This is a genomic window from Pantoea sp. DY-5 (assembly GCF_019795955.1).
Classification (GTDB): Bacteria; Pseudomonadota; Gammaproteobacteria; order Enterobacterales; family Enterobacteriaceae; genus Pantoea; species Pantoea leporis.
Map to the genome: position 1 here is coordinate 259718 of NZ_JAIMIE010000003.1, position 22250 is coordinate 281967.

The window sequence follows — 22250 nt, forward strand, 5'->3', positions numbered from 1 at the left end:
TCATCCCTCCTCGCGCGCCGCTTGCTATTCTTTCTGGCATAACCTATTGCCTGAGAGCGAAAAAATCATGACCACTCCGTTACTGATTGCCCAAACGCCTGACGTTCAACTGCATCTTCTCTCCAATATGGCGAACCGCCACGGTTTGATCACCGGCGCTACCGGCACCGGCAAAACCGTTACGCTGCAAAAGCTGGCGGAATCCTTCTCCGATATTGGCGTGCCGGTGTTTATGGCCGATGTGAAAGGCGATCTCACCGGCATTTCCGCTGCAGGCGAAGGTTCCGAGAAGCTGCTGGCGCGTCTGGCGAAGATTGGCGTCAGCGACTGGCAGGCGCAGAAAAATCCGGTTATGGTGTGGGATATTTTTGGTCAGCAAGGCCATCCGGTGCGCGCCACGGTATCCGATCTCGGCCCGCTGCTGCTGGCGCGGCTGCTCAACCTTAACGACGTGCAATCGGGCGTGCTGCAAATCATCTTCCGCATCGCCGACGATCAGGGCTTGTTGCTGCTGGATTTCAAAGATCTGCGCGCCATGACGCAATACATCGGCGACAACGCCAAAGCCTTCCAGACGCAATACGGCAACATCAACAGCGCGTCCGTTGGGGCGATTCAGCGCGGATTACTGGCGCTGGAGCAGCAAGGTGCCGAGCACTTCTTTGGCGAGCCGATGCTGGATATTCGCGACTGGATGCGCTGCGATAGCAACGGCAAAGGCTTTATCAACATCCTCTCGGCAGAAAAGCTTTATCAAATGCCAAAACTCTACGCCACCAGCCTGCTGTGGCTGCTGGCCGAGCTGTATGAGCACTTGCCCGAAGCCGGCGATCTCGATAAGCCGAAAATGGTGTTTTTCTTCGACGAAGCGCATCTGCTGTTTACCGACGCGCCGCCGGTGCTGCTGGAGAAAGTTGAGCAGGTGATTCGCCTGATCCGTTCGAAAGGCATTGGCGTCTATTTCGTTACGCAGAATCCCGCCGATATTCCCGATAACGTGCTGGGCCAGCTCGGCAACCGCGTGCAGCATGCGTTGCGCGCCTTTACCCCGAAAGATCAGAAAGCGGTAAAAAGTGCCGCCGAAACCATGCGCGCCAATCCGGCGTTTGATACCGTCGAGGCGATTCAGGCGCTCGGCACCGGCGAAGCGCTGATCTCCTTTCTCGATGAAAAAGGCAGTCCATCGATGGTGCAGCGAGCGATGGTGATTGCGCCCGGCTCGCGCATGGGACCGGTTACGCAGGATGAACGCAATGGCCTGATCAACAATTCGCCGCTGTACGGTAAATACGATAGCGAAGTCGATCGCGAATCGGCGTTCGAAATGCTGCAAAAAGGCGTGCAGGCAACCCCCCAGCAAGCCAATGCGCCGGAAGCCAAAGGCAACAATGTTGCCGTTGATGACGGTATTCTCGGCGGCCTGAAGGACATCTTGTTCGGCAGCACCGGCCCGCGCGGCGGCAGGCGTGACGGCGTGGTGCAGAGCGTGGCGAAGAGTGCCGCGCGCCAGGTCACCAATCAGATCATTCGTGGTGTGCTCGGCAGTTTGTTAGGCGGACGTCGCCGCTAAAAACTCTTTGCGACCCTCTAAAATGGGAGGCATGAATGCCTCCCCTACAAAGGATTTATGGATAAATATCAACAACTCAAACGCAGCAAACGTCTGGCGCTGTCGCTGCTGCTGATTGCGGCAGCGACTTTTGTCGTAACGCTTTTTTTGCCCCCCAACTTTTGGGTGCTCGGACTGAAGGCAATCGCGGAAGCGGCGATGGTCGGTGCATTAGCCGACTGGTTCGCGGTGGTGGCGCTGTTCCGTCGCGTGCCGGTGCCGTTTATCTCGCGTCATACGGCGATTATTCCGCGCAACAAAGATCGCATTGGCGAGAATCTGGGTCGCTTCGTGCAGGAGAAATTCCTCGATACCGATTCGCTGCTGGCGCTGATTCGCCGCCACGATCCGTCGCAGATGCTGGCGCAGTGGCTCAACACGCCGGGCAACGCCGATCGCATTGGTCGCCATCTGTTGCAGGTGATGCGCGGTTTTCTCGATCTCACCGATGATCAACGCATTCAGCGCTTTCTGCGCCGTGCGGTGCATCGCGCGCTGGATAAGGTCGATCTCACCCAATCCAGCGCGCTGCTGCTGGACAGTCTGACGAAAAATAATCGCCATCAGGAGCTGCTGGATGCGGCGGTACAACAGCTGCTGCGTTTGCTGCACAAACCCGGAACGCGCGAGTTTATCGCCGCGCAGATTGTGCGCTGGCTGAAGCGCGAACATCCTATCAAAGCCAAAATGCTGCCAACCGAATGGCTTGGCGAGCACAGCGCCGATATGGTGGCGAATGCGGTGGATTCGATACTCGATCAGGTGGCGCTCGATCAGGGACATGAGTTACGTCTCGGCTTTGACCGCGCGGTGCAGCGGCTGATTGAGCGACTGAAAAGCGATCCCGAAATGGCTAAACGTGCTGAAAGCATCAAGAGCTGGCTCAAGGAAGATGAGTCGTTCAATCGCTACATTGGCGAGCTGTGGCAGGATTTACGTGGCTGGCTGAAAGATGATCTGAATAGCGAGGATTCACGGGTGCAGGAGCGCGTCAGATTGGCTGCGCTGTGGCTGGGCGAAACCCTGGCGGCCGATGAAGCGCTGCGCGCCTCGATGAATCAGCATCTGGAGGATGCCGCACGCAGCGTGGCGCCAGAGTTTGCTGCCTTCCTGACGCGCCATATTAGCGATACGGTGAAAAGCTGGGATGCGCGCGATATGTCGCAGCAAATTGAGTTGAATATTGGCCGCGACCTGCAGTTTATCCGCATTAACGGCACGCTGGTTGGCGGGACGATTGGGCTGATTTTGTATGTGTTGTCGCAGGTGCCGGGTTGGATCGAGCGTATTCAGTAAAAAGGTCGCCATGAATGGCGACCTTACAAGGCTTAGCGGCGTTTCATCAGCAGGAACAAGCTGATGGCGAAGAATGCACCGCTCGGCAGAATCGCACCCAGAATCGGCGGCAAACCGTATACCAGGCTTAGCGGGCCAAAAATCTGGTCCAACACGTAGAACAGGAAGCCAAAGCTAATCCCCGTCACCACGCGCACGCCCATCGATACGCTTCGCAGCGGACCAAAGATAAACGACAGCGCCATCAGCATCATCACCGCCACAGAGAGCGGCTGGAAGATTTTGCTCCACATATTCAGCTGGTAGCGCCCTGCAACCTGGCCGCTCTGCTTGAGGTATTTGCTGTAGTTATACAGGCCGGTGATCGAGAGCGCGTCCGGGTCCAGCGCCACTACGCCGAGCTTGTCAGGCGTCAGGTTGGTTTTCCATTCGCCGCTCAGGCTTTGCGAGCCGGTAATTTGTTTGGCATCTTGCAGATCCGATTCATCGACCTGCGACAGCGCCCAGACCTTTTTATCCGCATCCCAGGCGGCACTCGCCGCATAGCGTACGCTGAGTAAACGGCGCTGATCGCTGAACTTGTAGATGCTGACGCCATCAATCTCGTTATCACCTTTGATGCGCTCGATGTAGATGAAGTCGTTGCCGTCTTTCGCCCACAGGCCGTTTTGCGTTGAAACCAGCGAGCCACCGTACAGCTGCTGCGCACGGTAGTTACGCGCCATCTGCTCACCCTGCGGTGCAACGAATTCGCCCACCGCCATGGTCAATAGCACCAGCGGAATCGCGGTTTTCATTACTGCCAGCGCCACCTGCATGCGGGTAAAGCCCGATGCCTGCATCACCACCAGTTCACTACGCTGCGCCAGCGTGCCCAAACCGAGCAGTGCGCCCAGTAGCGCCGCCATCGGGAAGAAGATTTCGATATCTTTCGGTACGCTGAGCAGCGTGTAATAACCGGCGTCCAGCGCGGTATAAGCGCCCTGCCCGGTTTTCCGCAGCTGATCGACGAACTTAATAATGCCCGACAGCGACACCAGCATGAACAGCGTCAGCATGATGGTGTTAAAGATGGTTTTGCCGATATAGCGGTCAAGAACCTTAAACATCAGACCGATCCTCCACGGCTAAAGCGCGCGCGGATGCGACGCATCGGCACGGTATCCCACATGTTCAGCAGCACCGCCAGCGCCAGATAGGAGAAGTTCACCACCCACATCCAGATGGCCGGATCGAAGCGGCCTTTCGCGGCGTTGGAACGCAGAGAACTTTGCAGTAAGAAGAAGATCAGATACAGCAGCATGGCAGGCAGCATCGACAGCACGCGGCCCTGACGCGGGTTCACCACGCTAAGCGGCACCACCATCAACGCCATAACCAGGACGGCAAAGATCAGCGTCAAGCGCCAGTGCAACTCCGCCTGGAACTGCGGGGTTTTGGTCTTGAGCAGCGTGCTAATATCCGCCTGATCGGCATCGTTCGGATCGAGCGTGGCTTCTTTGTAGCCTATCACCGCCTGATAGTTGACGAAGTCCGTGATGCGGAAGTCACGCAGCAAGGCGGTGCCTTCAAAACGCGTGCCTTTATCCAGCGTCACCACCTGCGAGCCATCTTTGTGTTGCTCCATGTGGCCGCTATCAGCCAGCACCACCGAGGGACGCGCGTTGCCTTTCGGACGCAGCTGCGCCAGGAACACGTTGCCGAAGGTATTGCCCTTCACATCTTCAACAAACAGCACCGCATTGCCGTCGCTAGAGGTCTGGAACTGCCCAGCCGCCAGCGCCGCCGCGCCTGGGTTAGATTTGGCGTTTTGCGTCACTTCCTGCTGATAACGTGATGACCATGGCCCTAACCAAATGACGTTGACTGCCGCCACAAGCGAGGTGAACAGCATCAGGATCATCGCGGCTTTAATCAGCACACTTTTGCCCAGGCCGCAGGCATGCATCACCGTGATTTCACTTTCGGTGTACAGCCGCCCAAGGGTCATTAAAATCGCCAGAAACAGGCTTAGGGGCAGGATAAGTTGTGCCATTTCAGGCACGCCGAGTCCTAACAATGTCAGAACTAAGTTTGTTGGGATTTCGCCATCCACCGCAGCTCCCAAAATCCGCACTAACTTCTGACAAAAGAAGATCAGCAGCAGGATGAAGAGGATAGCCAGCTGGCTTTTGAGCGTTTCCCGAACCAGATATCTAATGATGATCACGCTTAGTACGCCTGTGATAACTTGTCTTTTTGCAGGAAAATCGCTAGTTTCAACGCTTATCAGCCATTTTTCTTCATCAATGGCCGTCATCGTAGCTAAAATAGTATGACGAACGCGTTAGTGTGGTGAAAAAACAACATACTTGTCACCACCACTCATTATGACTACCGGCGTTAAATTGTCATGGCGTCGCAACGAATTAATGAGTTACGAGCGCGCTACATTCTAACGACAGCCAAGGCCGTTGTCTTTAAGATTCAGGAGAGTGCATGGAGTTCAGTGTAAAAAGCGGTAGCCCGGAAAAACAGCGTAGCGCCTGCATTGTTGTTGGCGTTTTCGAACCGCGCCGTTTGTCACCCATTGCTGAGCAGCTGGATAAAATCAGCGATGGCTACATCAGCGCCCTGCTGCGCCGCGGTGAACTGGAAGGAAAAGTGGGCCAAACGCTGCTGCTGCACCATGTGCCGAATATCCTCTCCGAACGCATCCTGCTGATCGGCTGCGGTAAAGAGCGCGAGCTTGATGAGCGCCAGTATAAGCAGGTCATTCAGAAGACAATCAATACTTTGAACGACACCGGCTCAATGGAAGCGGTGTGCTTCCTGACTGAACTGCACGTCAAAGGTCGCAATACTTACTGGAAAGTGCGCCAGGCGGTCGAAACCTCTAAAGAAGCGCTCTACAACTTTGATCAGCTGAAAAGCAACAAAGTCGAGCCGCGCCGTCCGCTGCGTAAACTGGTGTTCAACGTGCCGACCCGCCGTGAACTTACCAGCGGCGAGCGTGCCATTCAGCATGGTTTGGCCGTAGCTGCCGGTGTGAAAGCCGCCAAAGATCTTAGCAATATGCCGCCAAATATTTGTAACGCCGCGTATCTGGCGTCGCAGGCGCGTCAGCTGGCGGATGCGTACAGCAAAAATGTCACCACCCGCGTCATCGGCGAACAGCAGATGAAAGAGTTGGGGATGAACGCCTATCTGGCGGTTGGCGCAGGTTCGCACAATGAATCGCTGATGTCGGTGATTGAGTACAAAGGCAATCACGATCCAGAAGCGCGCCCCATCGTGCTGGTTGGCAAAGGCTTAACCTTTGATTCCGGCGGTATCTCGATCAAACCGGCCGATTCCATGGATGAGATGAAGTACGACATGTGCGGTGCGGCGTCCGTTTACGGCGTGATGCGCATGGTGGCGGAACTGAATTTACCGCTGAACGTGGTTGGCGTGCTGGTGGGCTGTGAAAACATGCCTGATGGCAAATCGATGCGTCCGGGCGACGTGCTGACCACTATGTCAGGTCAAACCGTTGAAGTGCTGAATACCGATGCCGAAGGCCGTCTGGTGCTGTGCGATGCACTGACCTACGTTGAACGCTTCGAGCCAGAAGTGGTGATTGACGTGGCCACGCTGACCGGCGCCTGCGTGATCGCGCTGGGTCATCATGTCAGCGGTTTGATGTCGAACCACAATCCGCTGGCGCACGAGCTGATCAGCGCGTCTGAACAGTCCGGCGACCGCGCCTGGCGTCTGCCTATGGCGGATGAGTATCAGGAGCAGCTGGAATCCAACTTTGCTGATATGGCGAACATTGGCGGCCGTCCTGGCGGTGCGATTACCGCCGCCTGCTTCCTTGCTCGCTTTGCGCGTAAGTTTAACTGGGCGCACCTGGATATCGCCGGTACTGCATGGCGTTCCGGTAAAGCCAAAGGCGCAACCGGCCGTCCGGTACCGCTGCTGTCGCAGTTCCTGCTGAATCGCGCAGGGTTGAACGGCGACGATTGATTTGGTGATGGCTGTCCCCCATCATTGATTTGGTGATGGCTGTCCCCCATCCCGGCCTTCCCCCACAAGTGGGGGAAGGAGACGCTGCTACATGCGAATTCACAACTAACATAGGGCAGCATCTTCCTCCCCCACTTGTGGGGGAGGACCGAGGTGGGGGACAGCAAGCACCAAGCACCCCCCTCTCATCCAAAGGATCCCATGAAAAACGCCACTTTCTATGTGATGGAGTCTGAGAGCGCCGACGACGGCCTAACCGCCATCGAAGCGTTGGTGTGCTCTCTTGCCGAAACACGCTGGCGTGACGGCAAACGCATCCTGATTGCCTGTGAAAACGAAGAACAAGCCAATCGGCTGGATGAAGCGCTCTGGCAACTTCCGGCAAACGCTTTTGTGCCGCACAATCTGGCTGGAGAAGGCCCGCGCTACGGCGCTCCGGTTGAGCTGGCCTGGCCACAGCGTCGCGGTAGTTCACCGCGCGATCTGCTGATCAGCCTTCTGCCACAGTTCGCAGATTTTGCTACTGGTTTCCATGAAGTGATAGACTTCGTTCCTTATGAAGAATCTCTAAAACAACTGGCGCGCGATCGCTACAAAGCCTATCGCAGCGTTGGTTTCCAATTGAATACGGCGACGCCACCCTCGCCGCAAACGACAGTGTAGAAATGGAAAAGACATATAACCCGCAAGATATCGAGCAGCCGCTCTACGAGCACTGGGAACAGCAGGGCTACTTTAAACCGAATGGCGATACCAGCCAGGAAAGCTTTTGCATCATGATCCCGCCGCCGAACGTCACCGGCAGCTTGCATATGGGTCACGCTTTCCAGCAGACCATCATGGATACCATGATTCGCTACCAGCGCATGCAGGGTAAAAATACCTTGTGGCAGGCCGGTACCGATCACGCCGGTATCGCCACGCAGATGGTGGTAGAACGCAAAATCGCCGCTGAAGAGGGCAAAACGCGCCAGGATTATGGCCGCGATGCGTTCATCGACAAAATCTGGCAGTGGAAAGCGGAATCCGGCGGCACCATTACTCGCCAGATGCGTCGTCTCGGCAACTCGGTTGACTGGGATCGCGAGCGCTTCACCATGGACGAAGGTCTGTCCAACGCAGTGCGCGAAGTGTTTGTCCGCCTGTACAAAGAGAACCTGATTTACCGTGGCAAACGCCTGGTAAACTGGGATCCAAAACTACGTACCGCAATCTCCGATCTGGAAGTGGAAAATCGCGAGAGCAAAGGCTCGATGTGGCACATTCGCTATCCGCTGGCTGACGGCGTGAAAACCGCTGAAGGCAAAGATTATCTGGTGGTGGCGACTACGCGTCCGGAAACCCTGCTGGGCGATACCGGCGTCGCGGTTAACCCGGAAGATCCGCGTTATAAAGATCTGATCGGCAAAGAGCTGATCCTGCCGCTGGTGAACCGTCGTATTCCGATCGTTGGCGATGAACACGCTGATATGGAAAAAGGCACCGGCTGCGTGAAGATCACGCCTGCGCATGACTTCAACGACTACGAAGTGGGTCGTCGTCATAAGCTGCCGATGATCAACATTCTGACCTTTGATGGCGACATCCGCGAGCGCGCGGAAGTGTTCGACACCAATGGCGAAGTCAGCGACGCGTGCGCAGACGACATCCCGGCACAGTTCCAGAAAATGGAGCGTTTCGCCGCGCGTAAAGCGATGGTTGCCGCCATTGATGAGATTGGCCTGCTGGAAGAGATCAAACCGCACGACCTCACCGTGCCTTACGGCGATCGCGGCGGCGTGGTGATCGAGCCAATGCTGACCGACCAATGGTATGTGCGCACCGCACCGCTGGCGAAAGTCGCGGTTGAAGCGGTAGAAAACGGCGACATCCAGTTCGTACCGAAGCAGTACGAAAACATGTACTTCTCATGGATGCGTGACATTCAGGATTGGTGTATTTCACGTCAGCTGTGGTGGGGACACCGCATTCCGGCGTGGTACGACAACGACGGCAACGTCTATGTTGGCCGCACCGAAGACGAGGTGCGTCAGGAAAACAATCTGGCCGCCGATGTGGCGCTGCGCCAGGACGACGACGTGCTGGATACCTGGTTCTCGTCCGGTCTGTGGACCTTCTCGACGCTGGGCTGGCCGGAGAACACCGAAGCGCTGCGTACCTTCCATCCAACCAGCGTGCTGGTGAGCGGCTTCGACATCATCTTCTTCTGGATTGCGCGCATGATCATGCTGACCATGCACTTTATCAAAGATGAAAACGGCAAGCCGCAGGTGCCGTTCAAAACCGTTTATATGACCGGTTTGATCCGCGATGAAGAAGGCCAGAAGATGTCCAAGTCGAAAGGTAACGTCATCGATCCGCTGGATATGATTGACGGCATTTCGCTGGAAGATCTGCTGGAGAAACGTACCGGCAACATGATGCAGCCGCAGCTGGCTGAGAAGATCCGCAAACGTACCGAAAAGCAGTTCCCGGACGGCATCGTGCCTTCAGGTACCGATGCGCTGCGCTTCACCCTTGCCGCGCTGGCTTCTACCGGTCGTGACATCAACTGGGATATGAAGCGCCTCGAAGGCTACCGCAACTTCTGCAACAAGTTGTGGAACGCCAGCCGCTTCGTGCTGATGAATACCGAAGAGCAGGATTGCGGACAAAACGGCGGCGAAATGAAGCTGTCGCTGGCGGATCGCTGGATTCTGAGCGAATTCAACCGCAGCGTAAAAGCCTACCGTGAAGCGCTGGATAACTATCGCTTTGATATCGCGGCCAACATTCTGTACGACTTCACCTGGAACCAGTTCTGTGACTGGTATCTGGAGTTGACCAAGCCGGTGATGACCAGCGGTAGCGAAGCGGAACTGCGCGGTACGCGTAATACGCTGGTCACCGTGCTGGAAGCGCTGCTGCGTCTGGCGCATCCGATCATTCCTTACATCACCGAAACCATCTGGCAGCGTGTGAAAGGCCTGAAAAACATCGATCACGATACCATCATGCTGCAGCCGTTCCCGCAGTATGACGCGGCGAAAGAGGATGCCGAAGCGCAAGCCGATATCGAGTGGATGAAGCAGGCGATCGTCGCGGTACGTAATATCCGTGCTGAGATGAACATCGCACCAAGCAAGCCGCTCGACGTGCTGCTGCGTGACTGCTCTGCCGCCGCGCAGCGTCGCGTCGAAGAGAACCGCACCTTCCTGTCGCGTCTGGCGCGTCTGGAAAGCCTGACCATTCTGCCTGCAGGCGAGAAAGGCCCGGTTTCGGTCACCAAGATTGTTGAAGGCGCTGAGTTGCTGATCCCGATGGCGGATCTGATCAACAAAGAAGCCGAGCTGGAGCGTCTGGCGAAAGAGCTGGTGAAACTTGATGTCGAAATCGAGAAGATCCAGACCAAGCTGGCCAATGAAGGCTTTGTCTCACGTGCGCCGGAAGCGGTTGTCGCCAAAGAGCGTGAGCGCGTGGCTGAGCTTGAGCAATCAAAAGCAAAACTGTTTGAACAGCAGGGCGTGATTGCGGCATTGTAAGCGCTTCAGTCCAACTGCTTAATCGAAGCCGGGCACTGCCCGGCTTTTTTATACCGGAAGATAATGATGACCACCGACGCTCCCATCAATTTAAAGGTGCGCCCCATTTCAGCCGCCGATAACCCGCTGATCGCGCAGGTGATCCGTGACGTATCAGCTGAATTTGGCCTGACGGCGGATAAAGGCTACACCGTGTCCGATCCCCATCTCGATCGCCTGTTCGAACTCTACAGCGAAGTCAACAGCGCTTACTGGATTGTGGAACATGACGGTGTGGTGGTGGGCGGCGGCGGCGTTGCACCGCTGGCCTGCAGCGCGCCGGATATCTGCGAGCTGCAGAAAATGTATTTCCTGCCGCAGGTGCGCGGCTTAGGTCTGGCGCGCGATCTGGCGCTGCGCGCCATGGAATTCGCCCGTCAGCAGGGTTTTCAGCGCTGCTATCTGGAAACCACCGGCAGTTTGACGCGTGCGATTAAGTTGTATGAGTCGTTGGGATTTGAGCTGATTGATAGCGCGATGGGTTGTACCGGGCATGTGGATTGTGAAGTGCGGATGCTGAAGCTGTTGTGATTTGCTCGCTGTGTGTGCTCGCTGTCCCCCTCCTCGGTCCTCCCCCATAAATGGGGGAGGAAGATGCTGCCACATGTCAGCGTTGAAGCTGCATGTGGCAGCATCTCCTTCCCCCGCTAGCGGGGGAAGGCCGGGATGGGGGACAGCGGGCACAAACCTAAACCGCCGGCACCCCACTATGAAACCGCAGTTCGCCATCCGGCTCGCTGATTAAGCGCGCTTCTGCCTCGCCAAACACCTGCACGCGCGGCGCAATCTCCTTCGGCGAAATCTGCTGCGCCAGCTTCAGGTAATCCTGATAGTGACGCGCTTCCGAGCGCAGCAGCGAAATATAGAACTTCTCCAGTTGCTCATCCAGATACGGCGCCAGGCTGGCGAAACGTTCGCAGGATCGCGCTTCGATGTACGCCCCGCAAATTAGCTTATCCACCAGCGCTTCCGGCTCGTATGTGCGAATCTCGCGAATCAAACCTTTGGCATAGCGGCTGGCAGTGATTTTGCGATACGGCAAACCGCGCGACTGCATGATTTCCCACACCTGATAGAAGTGGTGCAGCTCCTCTTTCACCAGCAGCACCATCATCTCCACCAAATCATCGGCCCACGGCAGCTCGTTGCGCACGATAATGCTTTTGGTCAGATTCTTGTGGGCATTGATAAAGTTACCGTCCTGCTCGTCGCGGTAGATAAAATCTTCATACGGCTTGAGCCACGCCAGAATGGCATCACCACTTGGCTTATCCGCCACGTATTTACGGATGATGAACACCGCGGTTTGCGCGGCTTTCAATTCACAAACCATGTGATCGGTGAGCAGCAACGTCAGATTTTCCGGCTTGCGCGCTTCATCAATCCACGCTTGTGGCGTGCGGCAATGCAGGAATTGATAGATCGGTTCTAATAGCGGAGCGTAATTCATGGGCAGTCTTTTGTCTTACGGGGAAACGTGTTCAGGGCGGCGAGTGCCGCCCATTAATGCTTAGTGACGCACACCGTTGTCTTCTTCGTCGTCGATGAACTCGCCATCGTCATCTTCATCTTCGGCATCAGGATCTTCAAAGTAGGTGCCCCACCCGTCGTAATCGACGTTGTAGCTGCCTGCCAGATTCACCAGCTGCTCAACCTGCGCATCAATCAGCTCTGGCTTCAACGCGCCTTCGCTCAGGATATCCACACACATTACGGTGGTGCCGTCTTCCAGCTCCAGCTCTTCTGGCTCGCTCACTTCGTAGCCCAGCTTGAAGGCATCAACCGCGACCTTCTCCAGCGAGTCGAAGTTGTTGCAGGAGAGATGATGCTCAATAGTGTAAAGCGCATCTGGATCGCTGCCGTCTTCCAGCAACTCTTCAATGATCAGTCGCGTCTCTTCGCGCTGTTCTTCCAGCAATGCTTCATATGCCATGGGTGTGTCCTCAAATATTCGGCTGAATTCAATTATTTTCCCACACTGCCTCGCGCGCCACTACACAAAACAACAAGTTTCTTAACGTCGGGGTTGAAAATGCATATTCATACGGTTAAATTGAATTTTAATTCATTTAATGTAGGCATCCGGAGCGCTGTATGAGTCAGCTACATCAAAGACATTTCCTGAGATTGCTGGATTTCACCCCAGCCGAAATCGATTCTCTGCTGAGTCTGGCAGGTGAATTAAAACACGCAAAGAAAAATGCCAGCGAAACGCAGTACCTGAAAGGCAAAAACATCGCGCTCATCTTCGAAAAAGACTCGACTCGTACCCGATGCTCTTTCGAAGTTGCCGCTTACGATCAGGGCGCTAACGTCACCTATCTCGGCCCAAGCGGCAGCCAAATTGGCCATAAAGAGTCAATGAAGGACACCGCGCGCGTGCTGGGACGCATGTATGACGGTATTCAGTATCGCGGCTACGGCCAGGAACTGGTGGAAACCTTAGCGGAATTCGCTGGCGTGCCGGTGTGGAACGGCCTGACCACCGAATTCCATCCCACGCAACTGCTGGCCGATCTGCTGACAATGCAGGAACATTTACCGGGTAAATCGCTGGATGAAATGACGCTGGTTTACGTCGGCGATGCGCGCAACAACATGGGCAACAGCATGCTGGAAGCCGCTGCGCTGGTCGGTCTGGATCTGCGTCTGGTGGCACCCAAAGGCTGCTGGCCGGAAGCGGAACTGGTGGAGCAATGCCGCGTGGCCGCACAGCAAACCGGTGGCAAAATCACCCTGACCGAAGATATCGCTGAAGGGGTGCAAGGTGCCGACTTCATCTACACGGATGTGTGGGTGTCGATGGGCGAAGCCAAATCGGTGTGGGAAGATCGCATCGCCCTGCTGCGTCCTTATCAGGTTAATAGCGCGATGCTGGCGCTGACCGGCAATCCGCAGGTGAAGTTCCTGCACTGCTTACCGGCCTTCCATGACGACAAAACCACGCTGGGCCGTCAAATGGCCGAGCAGCACGGTTTGCACGATGGCATGGAAGTGAGTAATGAGGTGTTTGAATCTGCGCACAGCATCGTGTTCGATCAGGCTGAAAACCGCATGCACACCATTAAAGCGGTGATGGTCGCGACGCTCGGCAAGCTATGATTGGTGGCGCCGCAAACGTTTACCTCGCGCGCGATATTTGCTTGATGCAAATCAGTGAATGCGTATAATGCGGCCCAATTTGCCGGAGGAAACATGCAACAGCGCAGCGCACAATTTGACGCTCAACGACGCCTGACAGCGGGCGGCGCATCTGTTTCTTTCCGTCATCAATCGATCGTAAAAAAAGCCCCTTAAGCAGGGGCTTTTTTTTGTCCGCAATCCGGCAGCGCAGAGGAGAACGCTATGGCCAACCCGCTATATCGCAAGCACATTATTTCCATCAACGATCTCAACCGCGACGAGCTGGAGCTGGTGCTGCATACCGCCGCCCAGCTGAAAGCCAATCCCCAGCCGGAGCTGCTGAAACACAATGTGATCGCCAGCTGCTTCTTTGAGGCTTCAACGCGCACGCGTTTGTCGTTTGAAACCGCGATGCATCGTCTCGGCGCGTCAGTGGTGGGCTTCGCCGACGGTAGCAACACCTCGCTCGGCAAGAAAGGCGAAACCCTCGCCGATACCATTTCGGTGATTGGGACTTACGTTGATGCCATCGTGATGCGTCATCCGCAGGAAGGCGCCGCGCGTCTGGCGACGGAATTCTCCGGCGGCATTCCAATCCTCAACGCCGGTGATGGCGCTAACCAGCATCCAACGCAAACGCTGCTCGATCTCTTCACCATCCGCGAAACGCAAAATCGCCTGGATAACCTGAATGTGGCAATGGTCGGCGACCTGAAATATGGCCGCACCGTGCATTCACTGACGCAGGCGCTGGCGAAGTTTGATGGCAACCGCTTCTTCTTTATCGCGCCGGATGCGCTGGCGATGCCTGCGTACATCACCGATATGCTGGATGAGCAGAACATTGCCTGGTCACGCCACGACACCATCGAAGAAGTGATGCCACAACTCGATATTCTGTATATGACGCGCGTGCAGAAAGAGCGCCTCGATCCGTCGGAATACGCCAACGTTAAAGCACAGTTCATTCTGCGTGCCGCTGATTTAGCCGGTGCGCGCGACAACATGAAAGTGCTGCATCCGCTGCCGCGTATCGACGAGATCACCACCGACGTGGATAGCACGCCGCACGCCTGGTATTTTCAGCAGGCTGGAAATGGCATCTTCGCTCGCCAGGCGCTGCTGGCGCTGGTACTGAATCGCGAACTGGCACTGTAAGGAGAAAGCGATGACTCACGATAATAAATTGCAGGTTGAAGCCATCAAACGCGGCACGGTGATTGACCATATCCCGGCGCAGGTCGGCTTTAAGTTACTTTCGCTGTTTCGTCTGACCGAAACCGATCAGCGCATCACCATCGGCCTCAACTTGCCGTCGGGCGAGATGGGCCGTAAAGATCTGATCAAGATCGAAAATACCTTCCTGACCGACGATCAGATCAATCAGTTGGCGGTGTATGCGCCGCTCGCCACGGTAAACCGCATTGACGAATACGAAGTGGTGGCGAAGATCGCCCCCACCTTGCCGGATCGTATTGACCGCGTGCTGACCTGCCCGAACAGCAACTGTATCAGCCGTAACGAGCCGGTGTTCACCAGTTTTGCGGTGAAAAAGCGTGAAGATGATGTGCATCTGAAGTGCAAATATTGCGAGAAAGAGTTCGCGCGCCACGTGGTGCTCGGTCACTGGTAATCGCCCGCGTCGTCCCTATAATGGGACGATTCATTTCGCGGCGGACATCGGTCGGCCGCGCACTTTCAAGGAGAAACAATGTCTCGCGAAATCAGTACTTCAAACGCACCCGCAGCGATTGGCCCTTACGTGCAGGGCGTGGATCTCGGCAGCATGATCATCACTTCAGGCCAGATCCCGGTTGATCCCGCCACCGGCGCCGTGGCCGACGATGTCTCCGCGCAGGCACGTCAATCACTGGAAAACGTGAAGGCGATTGTCGAAGCCGCCGGCCTGAAAGTGGGCGATATCGTGAAAACTACCGTGTTTGTGAAGGATTTAAATGACTTCGCCACGGTGAACGCAACCTATGAAGCGTTCTTCACCGAGCACAACGCCAGCTTCCCAGCGCGTTCTTGCGTGGAAGTGGCGCGTCTGCCGAAAGATGTGAAGATTGAAATTGAGGCGATTGCGGTACGTCGTTGATTTGGTTGGTGCTGGCTGTCCCCCTCCTCGGTCCTCCCCCATAAATGGGGGAGGAAGATGCTGCCACATGTCAGTATTGAAGCTGCATGTGGCAGCATCTCCTTCCCCCGCTTGCGGGGGAAGGCCGGGATGGGGGACAGCCAGCACAATATTTATTTAAACGATCGCAACAACTTCTCCAGCGGCCGCACCAGCGCCAGCACGGTTTCATCCTGCACCTGCGCTGCCGCATCCAGTTGTGAATGCATCTGCGCCACCTCACCTGCGCCATACGCCTGATTACGCTCCAGCGCATTGACCAAATCCAGCCCCATCCGGCTCAGTTCCGCCACTTGCTGCACCTGCTGCTGCAGCGGCTTGAGCTGATAGCTGCCCAAAATCAGCGGCATCACCGCATCGCTATTGTTCTGCCAGCGCTGCAATTGCTGACGGATGGCATGCGCCGCCGCATGATCGGCGCGATTGGCGATCAAGCGATCCACCTGCTTATCCAGCACACGCACCGCATTGCTCTCGGCCGGCAACACATCCGCCAAACGATTGAGCGGTTCAAAATAGTCGTAATGTCCCGCCTGAAATTTCAGATGCTGGCGCGTGTAGTATTGCGCTGGCTCCAGCACTTCGGCCAATATGCGCAGCGGCGTGATGTCACTGCTGTTCGCCAGTCGCATCATCTGCACTTCAGCCTGCTGATGCTGCTGCAAGCCGACAGAAATAGTGCCCCAGCGATCCACCGCGCTCAGGCGCTGATACATGTTATCGCTGTCGGTGACATCCTTTGCCGACCATAACCGCTCCGCCACCACAAAAGCGCGCGGCCACAGGCGCGTGTCGATCACCCGGCTGTTAACATTCTCCGCCCACAGCGCCGCTTCGCCGCCAATCAGGTTGTTCTGCATCTGTTGCGGCGTCGGCAGCGATGGCGCAATGCCGGCTGGCACCTGCGGCAACTTGCTGCCTTCTGCGGGATAGCGCACGTTGCCCACCAGCATATAACCGGTCAGCTTGTCTTGCGTTAGCGTCACCATCGGCTGGAATGGCCCCATCCACGTATCGACGCTGAACGTCAGCTGTGTGGGCGACAGCCAGCGAATATCACTGACCATGCGACGCGCTTTGCCGCTGAAATCGATAAAGCCGCTCCAGCCGTTTTTCCCTTCTATCAGGGTAAAGCTGCCTTTCAGCGCGCTGCCTTTCAAACGCGGCATGGTGAATTGCCAGCTCTGCGCCTGCTCACCAGCCTGCACCTGATCCGCGCCGTTGAGCCCCTGCGGCCAGGGTTCATTGCGATAGTGGTAAGCGGCGGTTTGCGGCTGATCGAGATAGAAACCGGTGGAGAGGATGCCGCGGAAGTCGTTTTTCGCCACCGTGCCCAACGCATCCTGTCCTTGCCACGATTGAATCAGAATGCTTTTAGGCAGATCAGGATGGTAAACCTCATCCCAGCCGATCATGCGGCGCTGATGCGCTTCGAGGATTTTCTCAACGCGCTGATTAAACCAGGCTTGCAGCGCATGCGTATCCTTTAAACCGTGGTCGCGCATAAACTGCTGAATGCGTGTGGAATCATTCCACTGGGTTGGATCAACCTCATCACCGCCGATGTGGATGTAGGGATCGGGGAAGATCGCCGTCACTTCGCCCATTAAGGTGTCGATAAAGCGGAATACCGCTTCGTTGCTGGGATCGAGCAGCGGCTTAAACACGCCCCAGCCGCGCTCCATCTGATACGGTCCCGGCGCGCTCATTAACTCCGGCATCGCTACTGCTATCGCCGACGCATGACCGGGCAGATCGATTTCCGGTACCACGCGTACGCCGCGCTGCGTGGCGTAGCGCACCACATCGCGCATCTGCTGTTGCGTGTAGTACAAGCCGTCGCTGGCTTTCTCCTGCAGCTGCGGATAGTGGCTGGAGGCAAATCGCCAACCTTGATCGTCGGTTAAGTGCCAGTGAAACACGTTCATACGCGCGGCGGCGATGCCGTCGATTTGTCGTTTCACGGTTTCAATTGGCAGGAAGTGGCGCGCCGAATCGATCAGCACTCCGCGCCACGGAAAGCGCGGTTTGTCGTCAATGGTGACGTAGGGAATTTCGGTGCCGTTTTCGGTGTTTTCAATCAGCTGCAGCACAGTTTCCATGCCGCGCATCGCGCCGAAGCGCGTGTTGGCTTTCAGCAAGACGCCATCGCTGTTAACCAGCAGATGATAACTTTCGTCGCTGTCTGGTTGGGGAAGCGGATCAACCGCCTGCGCGATTTGTACCTGAATGCTGGGATGATCGCTGGATACGCTGGCCGGCAGCAGCGGCCAGCCGGTTTGCCGCGCAATGCGCGCGCGCCAGCGCGATTCAGCACCTTCCAGATGATCGCCCGAGATATGTAACCTGAGTTGCGGTGTTAACGCATACGCCCCGCCGCCGCTTGGCTGCACAACGCTTTGTGGCCACGGCATCAGCGGTAAATCTCCAGCCGGTGCGGCGAAGGCGGAAAAAGTCATGGATAAACAACAGGCAAGCAGAGTTCTTTGCAATGGCATCTGGGCATCCTTGTAAATGAAACAACGGACCAAAATGGGCAAAAGGCCCATTAAACCTGTTTCGCATTGCAAAGCAAGTGGCCGCAAACCGAAATCTAGGCGAGTTAATACTTTTGTATTTTAGCCAGATTAACCATTGCGCGGCTTTCAATCCTGGTTGTGGCTTCTTTGCTGTAGGTCAAAGCGGAAGCGATTAATTAGCGCGTAAACACCATATATAGCGATTACACTCCTTAAAATTATCTACATATAGTTTCATGGAGAAGAAATGGCGACGGTGGTGATTAAGCGTGACGGCTGCAGAGTGCCGTTTGATGCGCAGCGGATCGAGGCGGCAGTCAACGCGGCAGCCGCTGCAGCGCAAATCGATGATACGGCGTGGTGCGCGCAAGTGGCGGCGCAGGTCAGTCAACAGCTGGCTGACAAGACCGAAGTGGATATCCGCGACATTCAGTGTGCGGTGGAAGAGACGCTGATGAGCGGACGCTGGCCGCAGCTGGCGCGCGCCTACATCGAATATCGCCATGACCGCGATTTAGCACGCGAGCAGCGCGGTAAGCTGCATCACGCCATCCGCGGCTTAGTGGAGCAAACCAACGCCGCGCTGCTCAATGAAAATGCCAATAAAGACAGCAAAGTGATCCCCACCCAGCGCGATCTGCTGGCCGGCATCGTCGCCAAACATTACGCTCAGCAGCAACTCTTGCCACGCGATGTGGTGCTGGCGCATGAACGTGGTGACATCCACTATCACGATCTCGACTATTCTCCGTTCTTCCCGATGTTTAACTGCATGCTAATCGATCTGCACGGCATGCTGACCCACGGTTTTAAGATGGGCAACGCCGAGATCGAGCCGCCCAAATCAATCGCCACCGCCACGGCGGTGACCGCACAGATCATCGCGCAGGTCGCCAGCCACATTTACGGCGGCACCACCATCAATCGCATTGATGAAGTGCTGGCACCTTTCGTTACGCTCAGTCTGGAAAAACACCGCGCGGTGGCGCTGGAATGGCAGATTCCGGATGCCGAAGCCTATGCGCGCGTTCGCACCGAGAAAGAGTGCTACGACGCGTTTCAGTCGCTGGAATATGAAGTGAATACGCTGCACACCGCCAACGGCCAGACGCCGTTTGTCACCTTTGGCTTTGGCCTCGGCACCGACTGGGCCGCGCGCCTGATCCAGCAATCCATTCTGCGCAACCGCATTGCCGGATTGGGCAAAAATCACAAAACCGCGGTATTCCCGAAACTGGTGTTTGCTATCCGCGAAGGCGTGAATCGTCGGCCTGGCGATGTTAATTACGATATCAAGCAGCTGGCGTTAGAGTGCGCCAGCAAGCGCATGTATCCGGATATCCTCAACTACGAAAAAGTGGTGGAAGTGACCGGCTCGTTTAAAACGCCGATGGGCTGCCGTAGCTTCCTTGGCGTCTACGAGGAGAACGGCGAGCAGATTCACGAAGGCCGCAACAATATTGGCGTCATTAGCCTCAATCTGCCACGTATCGCGCTGCAAGCCAAAGGCGATGAAGCGCAGTTCTGGCGCTTGCTCGATGAACGTCTGGCGCTGGCGAAACGTGCCTTAATGACGCGTATAGCCCGGTTGGAAAAAACCAAAGCGCGCGTAGCGCCGATTCTCTATATGGAAGGTGCCTGCGGCGTGCGCCTGAAAGCGGATGACGAAGTGGGCGCCATTTTCCGCAACGGCCGCGCCTCAATTTCCCTTGGCTACATCGGCTTGCATGAAACGCTGAATGCGCTGAGCGGCAACCAAGTGCATCCGTATGACGCCGATTACCTGCGGGAAAAAGGCGTGGCGATTGTCACGCACCTGCGCCGCGCGGTGGATGCGTGGAAAGCGGAAACCGGCTACGGCTTCAGCTTGTACAGCACGCCGAGCGAGAATCTGTGCGACCGCTTCTGTCGCCTCGATGCCGCCGAATTTGGCGTGGTGGCCGGCGTTACCGACAAAGGGTATTACACCAATAGCTTCCATCTCGACGTGGAGAAGAAGGTCAATCCGTACGACAAGATCGACTTTGAAGCGCCCTATCCCGCCATCGCTAACGGCGGATTCATCTGTTACGGCGAATATCCCAACATCCAGCACAACCTCAAGGCGCTCGAAGATGTCTGGGATTACAGCTATCACCGCGTGCCCTATTACGGCACCAATACGCCGATTGATGAGTGCTACGAATGCGGCTTTAGCGGCGAGTTCAGCTGCACCAGCAAAGGGTTTACCTGCCCATGCTGTGGTAATCACGATCCGGCGCGCGTGTCGGTGACGCGCCGCGTGTGCGGCTATCTCGGCAGCCCGGATGCGCGTCCGTTTAACGCCGGTAAGCAGCAAGAAGTACAGCGGCGCGTTAAACATCTGGAGACAGGAAAACTGGGATAATGCGCATCCACGGCTATTATCCGGTTGATATCGTTAACGGGCCCGGCACGCGCTGCACGCTGTTTGTCGCGGGCTGCGAACATCAATGTCGTGGCTGCTACAACAAAAGCACGTGGCGGCTGGATTCCGGCGTGCCGTTTACGCTGGAGATGGAAGAGCAGCTGATCGCCGATCTTAACGATCGGCGCATTGCGCGTCAGGGCTTGTCGCTGAGCGGCGGCGATCCGCTGCATCCGCACAACGTGCCGCATATACGTCGTCTGGTGAAACGCGTGCGGCGTGAGTGTCCGGATAAGGATATCTGGCTGTGGACCGGATATGAAATGGCAGAACTCAGTGCGGCGCAGCGCGAAGTGGTGGAGGAAATTGATGTGCTGATTGATGGACGCTTTATCGAAGCGGAGAAAGATGCGCGGCTGCTGTGGCGTGGCAGCCGCAATCAGAAGATTTGGTGGTTACGCCAGCCACAAAGCGAGCACGCCGAGCAGCATGCCGCTGCCTGCCACGCCGATCAGCGCGATCCACAGCGCCCGTGCGGGAAAGGCGCGATGCAGCATCAATAACGACGGCACACTCACGGCGGGCAGCGTGACTAATAACGCCAGCGCGGGCGCAATGCCCATGCCCGCCAACATCATGGTCTGCACAATCGGGATTTCCGCGGCGGTAGGAATCACAAACAGGCAGCCGGCGATTGCCATCAACATCACCCAAAACAGCGTATTACCCACCGCGCCATCCGCGTGCGGGAACAGCCACACGCGCGCGGCGCCGAGCAACAATACCGCGACGATATACAGCGGAATGGTGTTGCAGAACAGTCGCCACATCACCCGCAGCCAGCGTGACAGAAACGGCTGCTCATCGCGGGCCGGGATAACGGGGGCGGTAACGGCCTGATCCGGCACGCTGCGCTGCACCAACCACGCGATGCCTAACACCATCAGCAAACCCGCTACCAGCCGAATCGCCGCAAAATGCCAGCCGAGCACAAAGCCCATAAAAATCAGCGTGGCAGGATTGAGCAGCGGATTCGCCAGCCAGAACGCCATCGCCGCACCGCTGGAAACCTGTGACTGACGTAAGCCAGCGGTTACCGGCGCCGCACAGCAGCTGCACATCATGCCCGGCAAACCTAATCCAGTGCCCATCAGCGTCGAGCCAAAGCGTGAGCTGCCCATCAGACGCAGCAGCCAGGCGCGCGGAATCAGCACCTGCACCAACGATCCGAGGATCACCCCGAGCACGGCCGCTTTCCACACGGCGAGGAAATAGACCATGGCGTAATCAAGCGCCGCGCGCCACGGTGAGTCCGCCGCATTGGCCAGAATCGATTTACCGATGGAATGCGTTTCGGCAGCAGTAAAGGCTTTGCCGTAATAAGGCTGCCATTTGACATACCACAGGCCGATTACTACCACGGCGAGGAACAGCAGCGGTTTCCACCAGGCGAAGCGTGTCGCCGGGGCATGAGAAGGGAGTTGGGTCATCACGGAATTCCGTATTCAACTGAATAACGATGCCGCATTAGGATACGCGGCGGAAAGGCCTTAGTGTCATTCAGGTCATTTCATTGCGCCATGTGGAAATCGCCTAAACTTGATCCGGCGCGGAAATTTACCTCCCGGAA

Annotated in this window: 17 protein-coding genes and 1 pseudogene; 12 read left to right on the top strand and 6 right to left on the bottom strand. The window is 56.5% G+C overall.

The window, feature by feature from the left end:
• Positions 1-67: 67 nt before the first annotated feature.
• Both K5Y30_RS12250 and K5Y30_RS12255 read left to right on the top strand, forming a co-directional pair.
• Positions 68-1570, top strand: a complete 1503-nt coding sequence (locus K5Y30_RS12250) for a helicase HerA-like C-terminal domain-containing protein (RefSeq protein ID WP_222211581.1) — start codon at positions 68-70, stop codon at positions 1568-1570.
• A gap of 57 nt (positions 1571-1627) precedes the next feature.
• On the top strand, positions 1628-2905 hold the full coding sequence (locus tag K5Y30_RS12255) for a DUF445 domain-containing protein (protein ID WP_222211583.1): 1278 nt from the start codon (positions 1628-1630) through the stop codon (positions 2903-2905).
• Positions 2906-2937: 32 nt separating this feature from the next.
• Here K5Y30_RS12255 and lptG read toward each other — a convergent pair whose 3' ends face one another.
• Positions 2938-4014, bottom strand: coding sequence for an LPS export ABC transporter permease LptG (gene lptG, locus K5Y30_RS12260; protein ID WP_101762225.1), 1077 nt, complete (start codon positions 4012-4014; stop codon positions 2938-2940).
• Positions 4014-5114 carry an LPS export ABC transporter permease LptF gene (gene lptF / locus K5Y30_RS12265; protein ID WP_110868051.1) on the bottom strand — a complete coding sequence of 367 codons (1101 nt, stop codon included), beginning with the start codon at positions 5112-5114 and terminating at the stop codon, positions 4014-4016. The genes lptG and lptF overlap by 1 nt, the downstream gene beginning before the upstream one ends.
• 269 nt (positions 5115-5383) lie before the next feature.
• Between lptF and pepA the strand changes: the two genes are divergently transcribed.
• The 4 genes from pepA to K5Y30_RS12285 all read left to right on the top strand — a co-directional run bounded on the left by pepA (position 5384) and on the right by K5Y30_RS12285 (position 10986).
• Complete coding sequence (pepA, locus tag K5Y30_RS12270; protein WP_101762227.1) at positions 5384-6895, top strand: leucyl aminopeptidase; 1512 nt, start codon at positions 5384-5386, stop codon at positions 6893-6895.
• Between the two features lie 201 nt (positions 6896-7096).
• A complete protein-coding gene (locus tag K5Y30_RS12275; protein WP_061718226.1) occupies positions 7097-7558 on the top strand; it encodes a DNA polymerase III subunit chi in 462 nt (153 codons plus the stop codon).
• A gap of 2 nt (positions 7559-7560) precedes the next feature.
• The gene (locus K5Y30_RS12280) at positions 7561-10416 is read left to right on the top strand and encodes a valine--tRNA ligase (RefSeq protein ID WP_222211593.1); all 2856 of its coding nucleotides are present in this window, start codon (positions 7561-7563) and stop codon (positions 10414-10416) included.
• A 66-nt stretch (positions 10417-10482) separates the two neighbouring features.
• Positions 10483-10986: a GNAT family N-acetyltransferase gene (locus K5Y30_RS12285; RefSeq protein WP_222211772.1), complete on the top strand. Its 504-nt coding sequence runs from the start codon at positions 10483-10485 to the stop codon at positions 10984-10986.
• A 157-nt stretch (positions 10987-11143) separates the two neighbouring features.
• Here the strand turns inward: K5Y30_RS12285 and K5Y30_RS12290 are convergent, their stop codons facing one another.
• The gene (locus K5Y30_RS12290; protein ID WP_101762230.1) at positions 11144-11905 is read right to left on the bottom strand and encodes a tRNA-(ms[2]io[6]A)-hydroxylase; all 762 of its coding nucleotides are present in this window, start codon (positions 11903-11905) and stop codon (positions 11144-11146) included.
• 60 nt (positions 11906-11965) lie between these two features.
• Complete coding sequence (rraB, locus tag K5Y30_RS12295; protein ID WP_008104254.1) at positions 11966-12388, bottom strand: ribonuclease E inhibitor RraB; 423 nt, start codon at positions 12386-12388, stop codon at positions 11966-11968.
• 161 nt (positions 12389-12549) lie between these two features.
• On the opposite strand from rraB, the gene argF reads away from it, so the two are divergent.
• From argF to ridA, 4 genes are all read left to right on the top strand, one after another.
• Entirely contained in the window at positions 12550-13557 is a 1008-nt protein-coding gene (argF, locus tag K5Y30_RS12300) for an ornithine carbamoyltransferase (protein WP_222211595.1), read from the top strand.
• A gap of 243 nt (positions 13558-13800) precedes the next feature.
• Complete coding sequence (gene pyrB / locus K5Y30_RS12305) at positions 13801-14736, top strand: aspartate carbamoyltransferase (RefSeq protein ID WP_101762233.1); 936 nt, start codon at positions 13801-13803, stop codon at positions 14734-14736.
• 10 nt (positions 14737-14746) lie between these two features.
• Complete coding sequence (gene pyrI / locus K5Y30_RS12310; protein ID WP_007886734.1) at positions 14747-15211, top strand: aspartate carbamoyltransferase regulatory subunit; 465 nt, start codon at positions 14747-14749, stop codon at positions 15209-15211.
• A gap of 78 nt (positions 15212-15289) precedes the next feature.
• Complete coding sequence (gene ridA / locus K5Y30_RS12315) at positions 15290-15676, top strand: 2-iminobutanoate/2-iminopropanoate deaminase (protein ID WP_061718232.1); 387 nt, start codon at positions 15290-15292, stop codon at positions 15674-15676.
• A gap of 152 nt (positions 15677-15828) precedes the next feature.
• Here the strand turns inward: ridA and K5Y30_RS12320 are convergent, their stop codons facing one another.
• Positions 15829-18213: a beta-N-acetylhexosaminidase gene (locus tag K5Y30_RS12320; protein WP_222211597.1), complete on the bottom strand. Its 2385-nt coding sequence runs from the start codon at positions 18211-18213 to the stop codon at positions 15829-15831.
• Positions 18214-18481: 268 nt separating this feature from the next.
• Between K5Y30_RS12320 and nrdD the strand changes: the two genes are divergently transcribed.
• Positions 18482-20620, top strand: a complete 2139-nt coding sequence (gene nrdD, locus K5Y30_RS12325; RefSeq protein ID WP_222211599.1) for an anaerobic ribonucleoside-triphosphate reductase — start codon at positions 18482-18484, stop codon at positions 20618-20620.
• A pseudogene (nrdG, locus tag K5Y30_RS12330) lies at positions 20620-21081 on the top strand (anaerobic ribonucleoside-triphosphate reductase-activating protein); the annotation flags it as partial. The gene nrdD and the pseudogene nrdG, both read left to right, overlap by 1 nt.
• Here nrdG and K5Y30_RS12335 read toward each other — a convergent pair.
• A complete protein-coding gene (locus K5Y30_RS12335; protein ID WP_222211601.1) occupies positions 21076-22110 on the bottom strand; it encodes a permease in 1035 nt (344 codons plus the stop codon). The pseudogene nrdG and the gene K5Y30_RS12335 sit on opposite strands and share 6 nt — an antisense overlap.
• Positions 22111-22250: the final 140 nt, after the last annotated feature.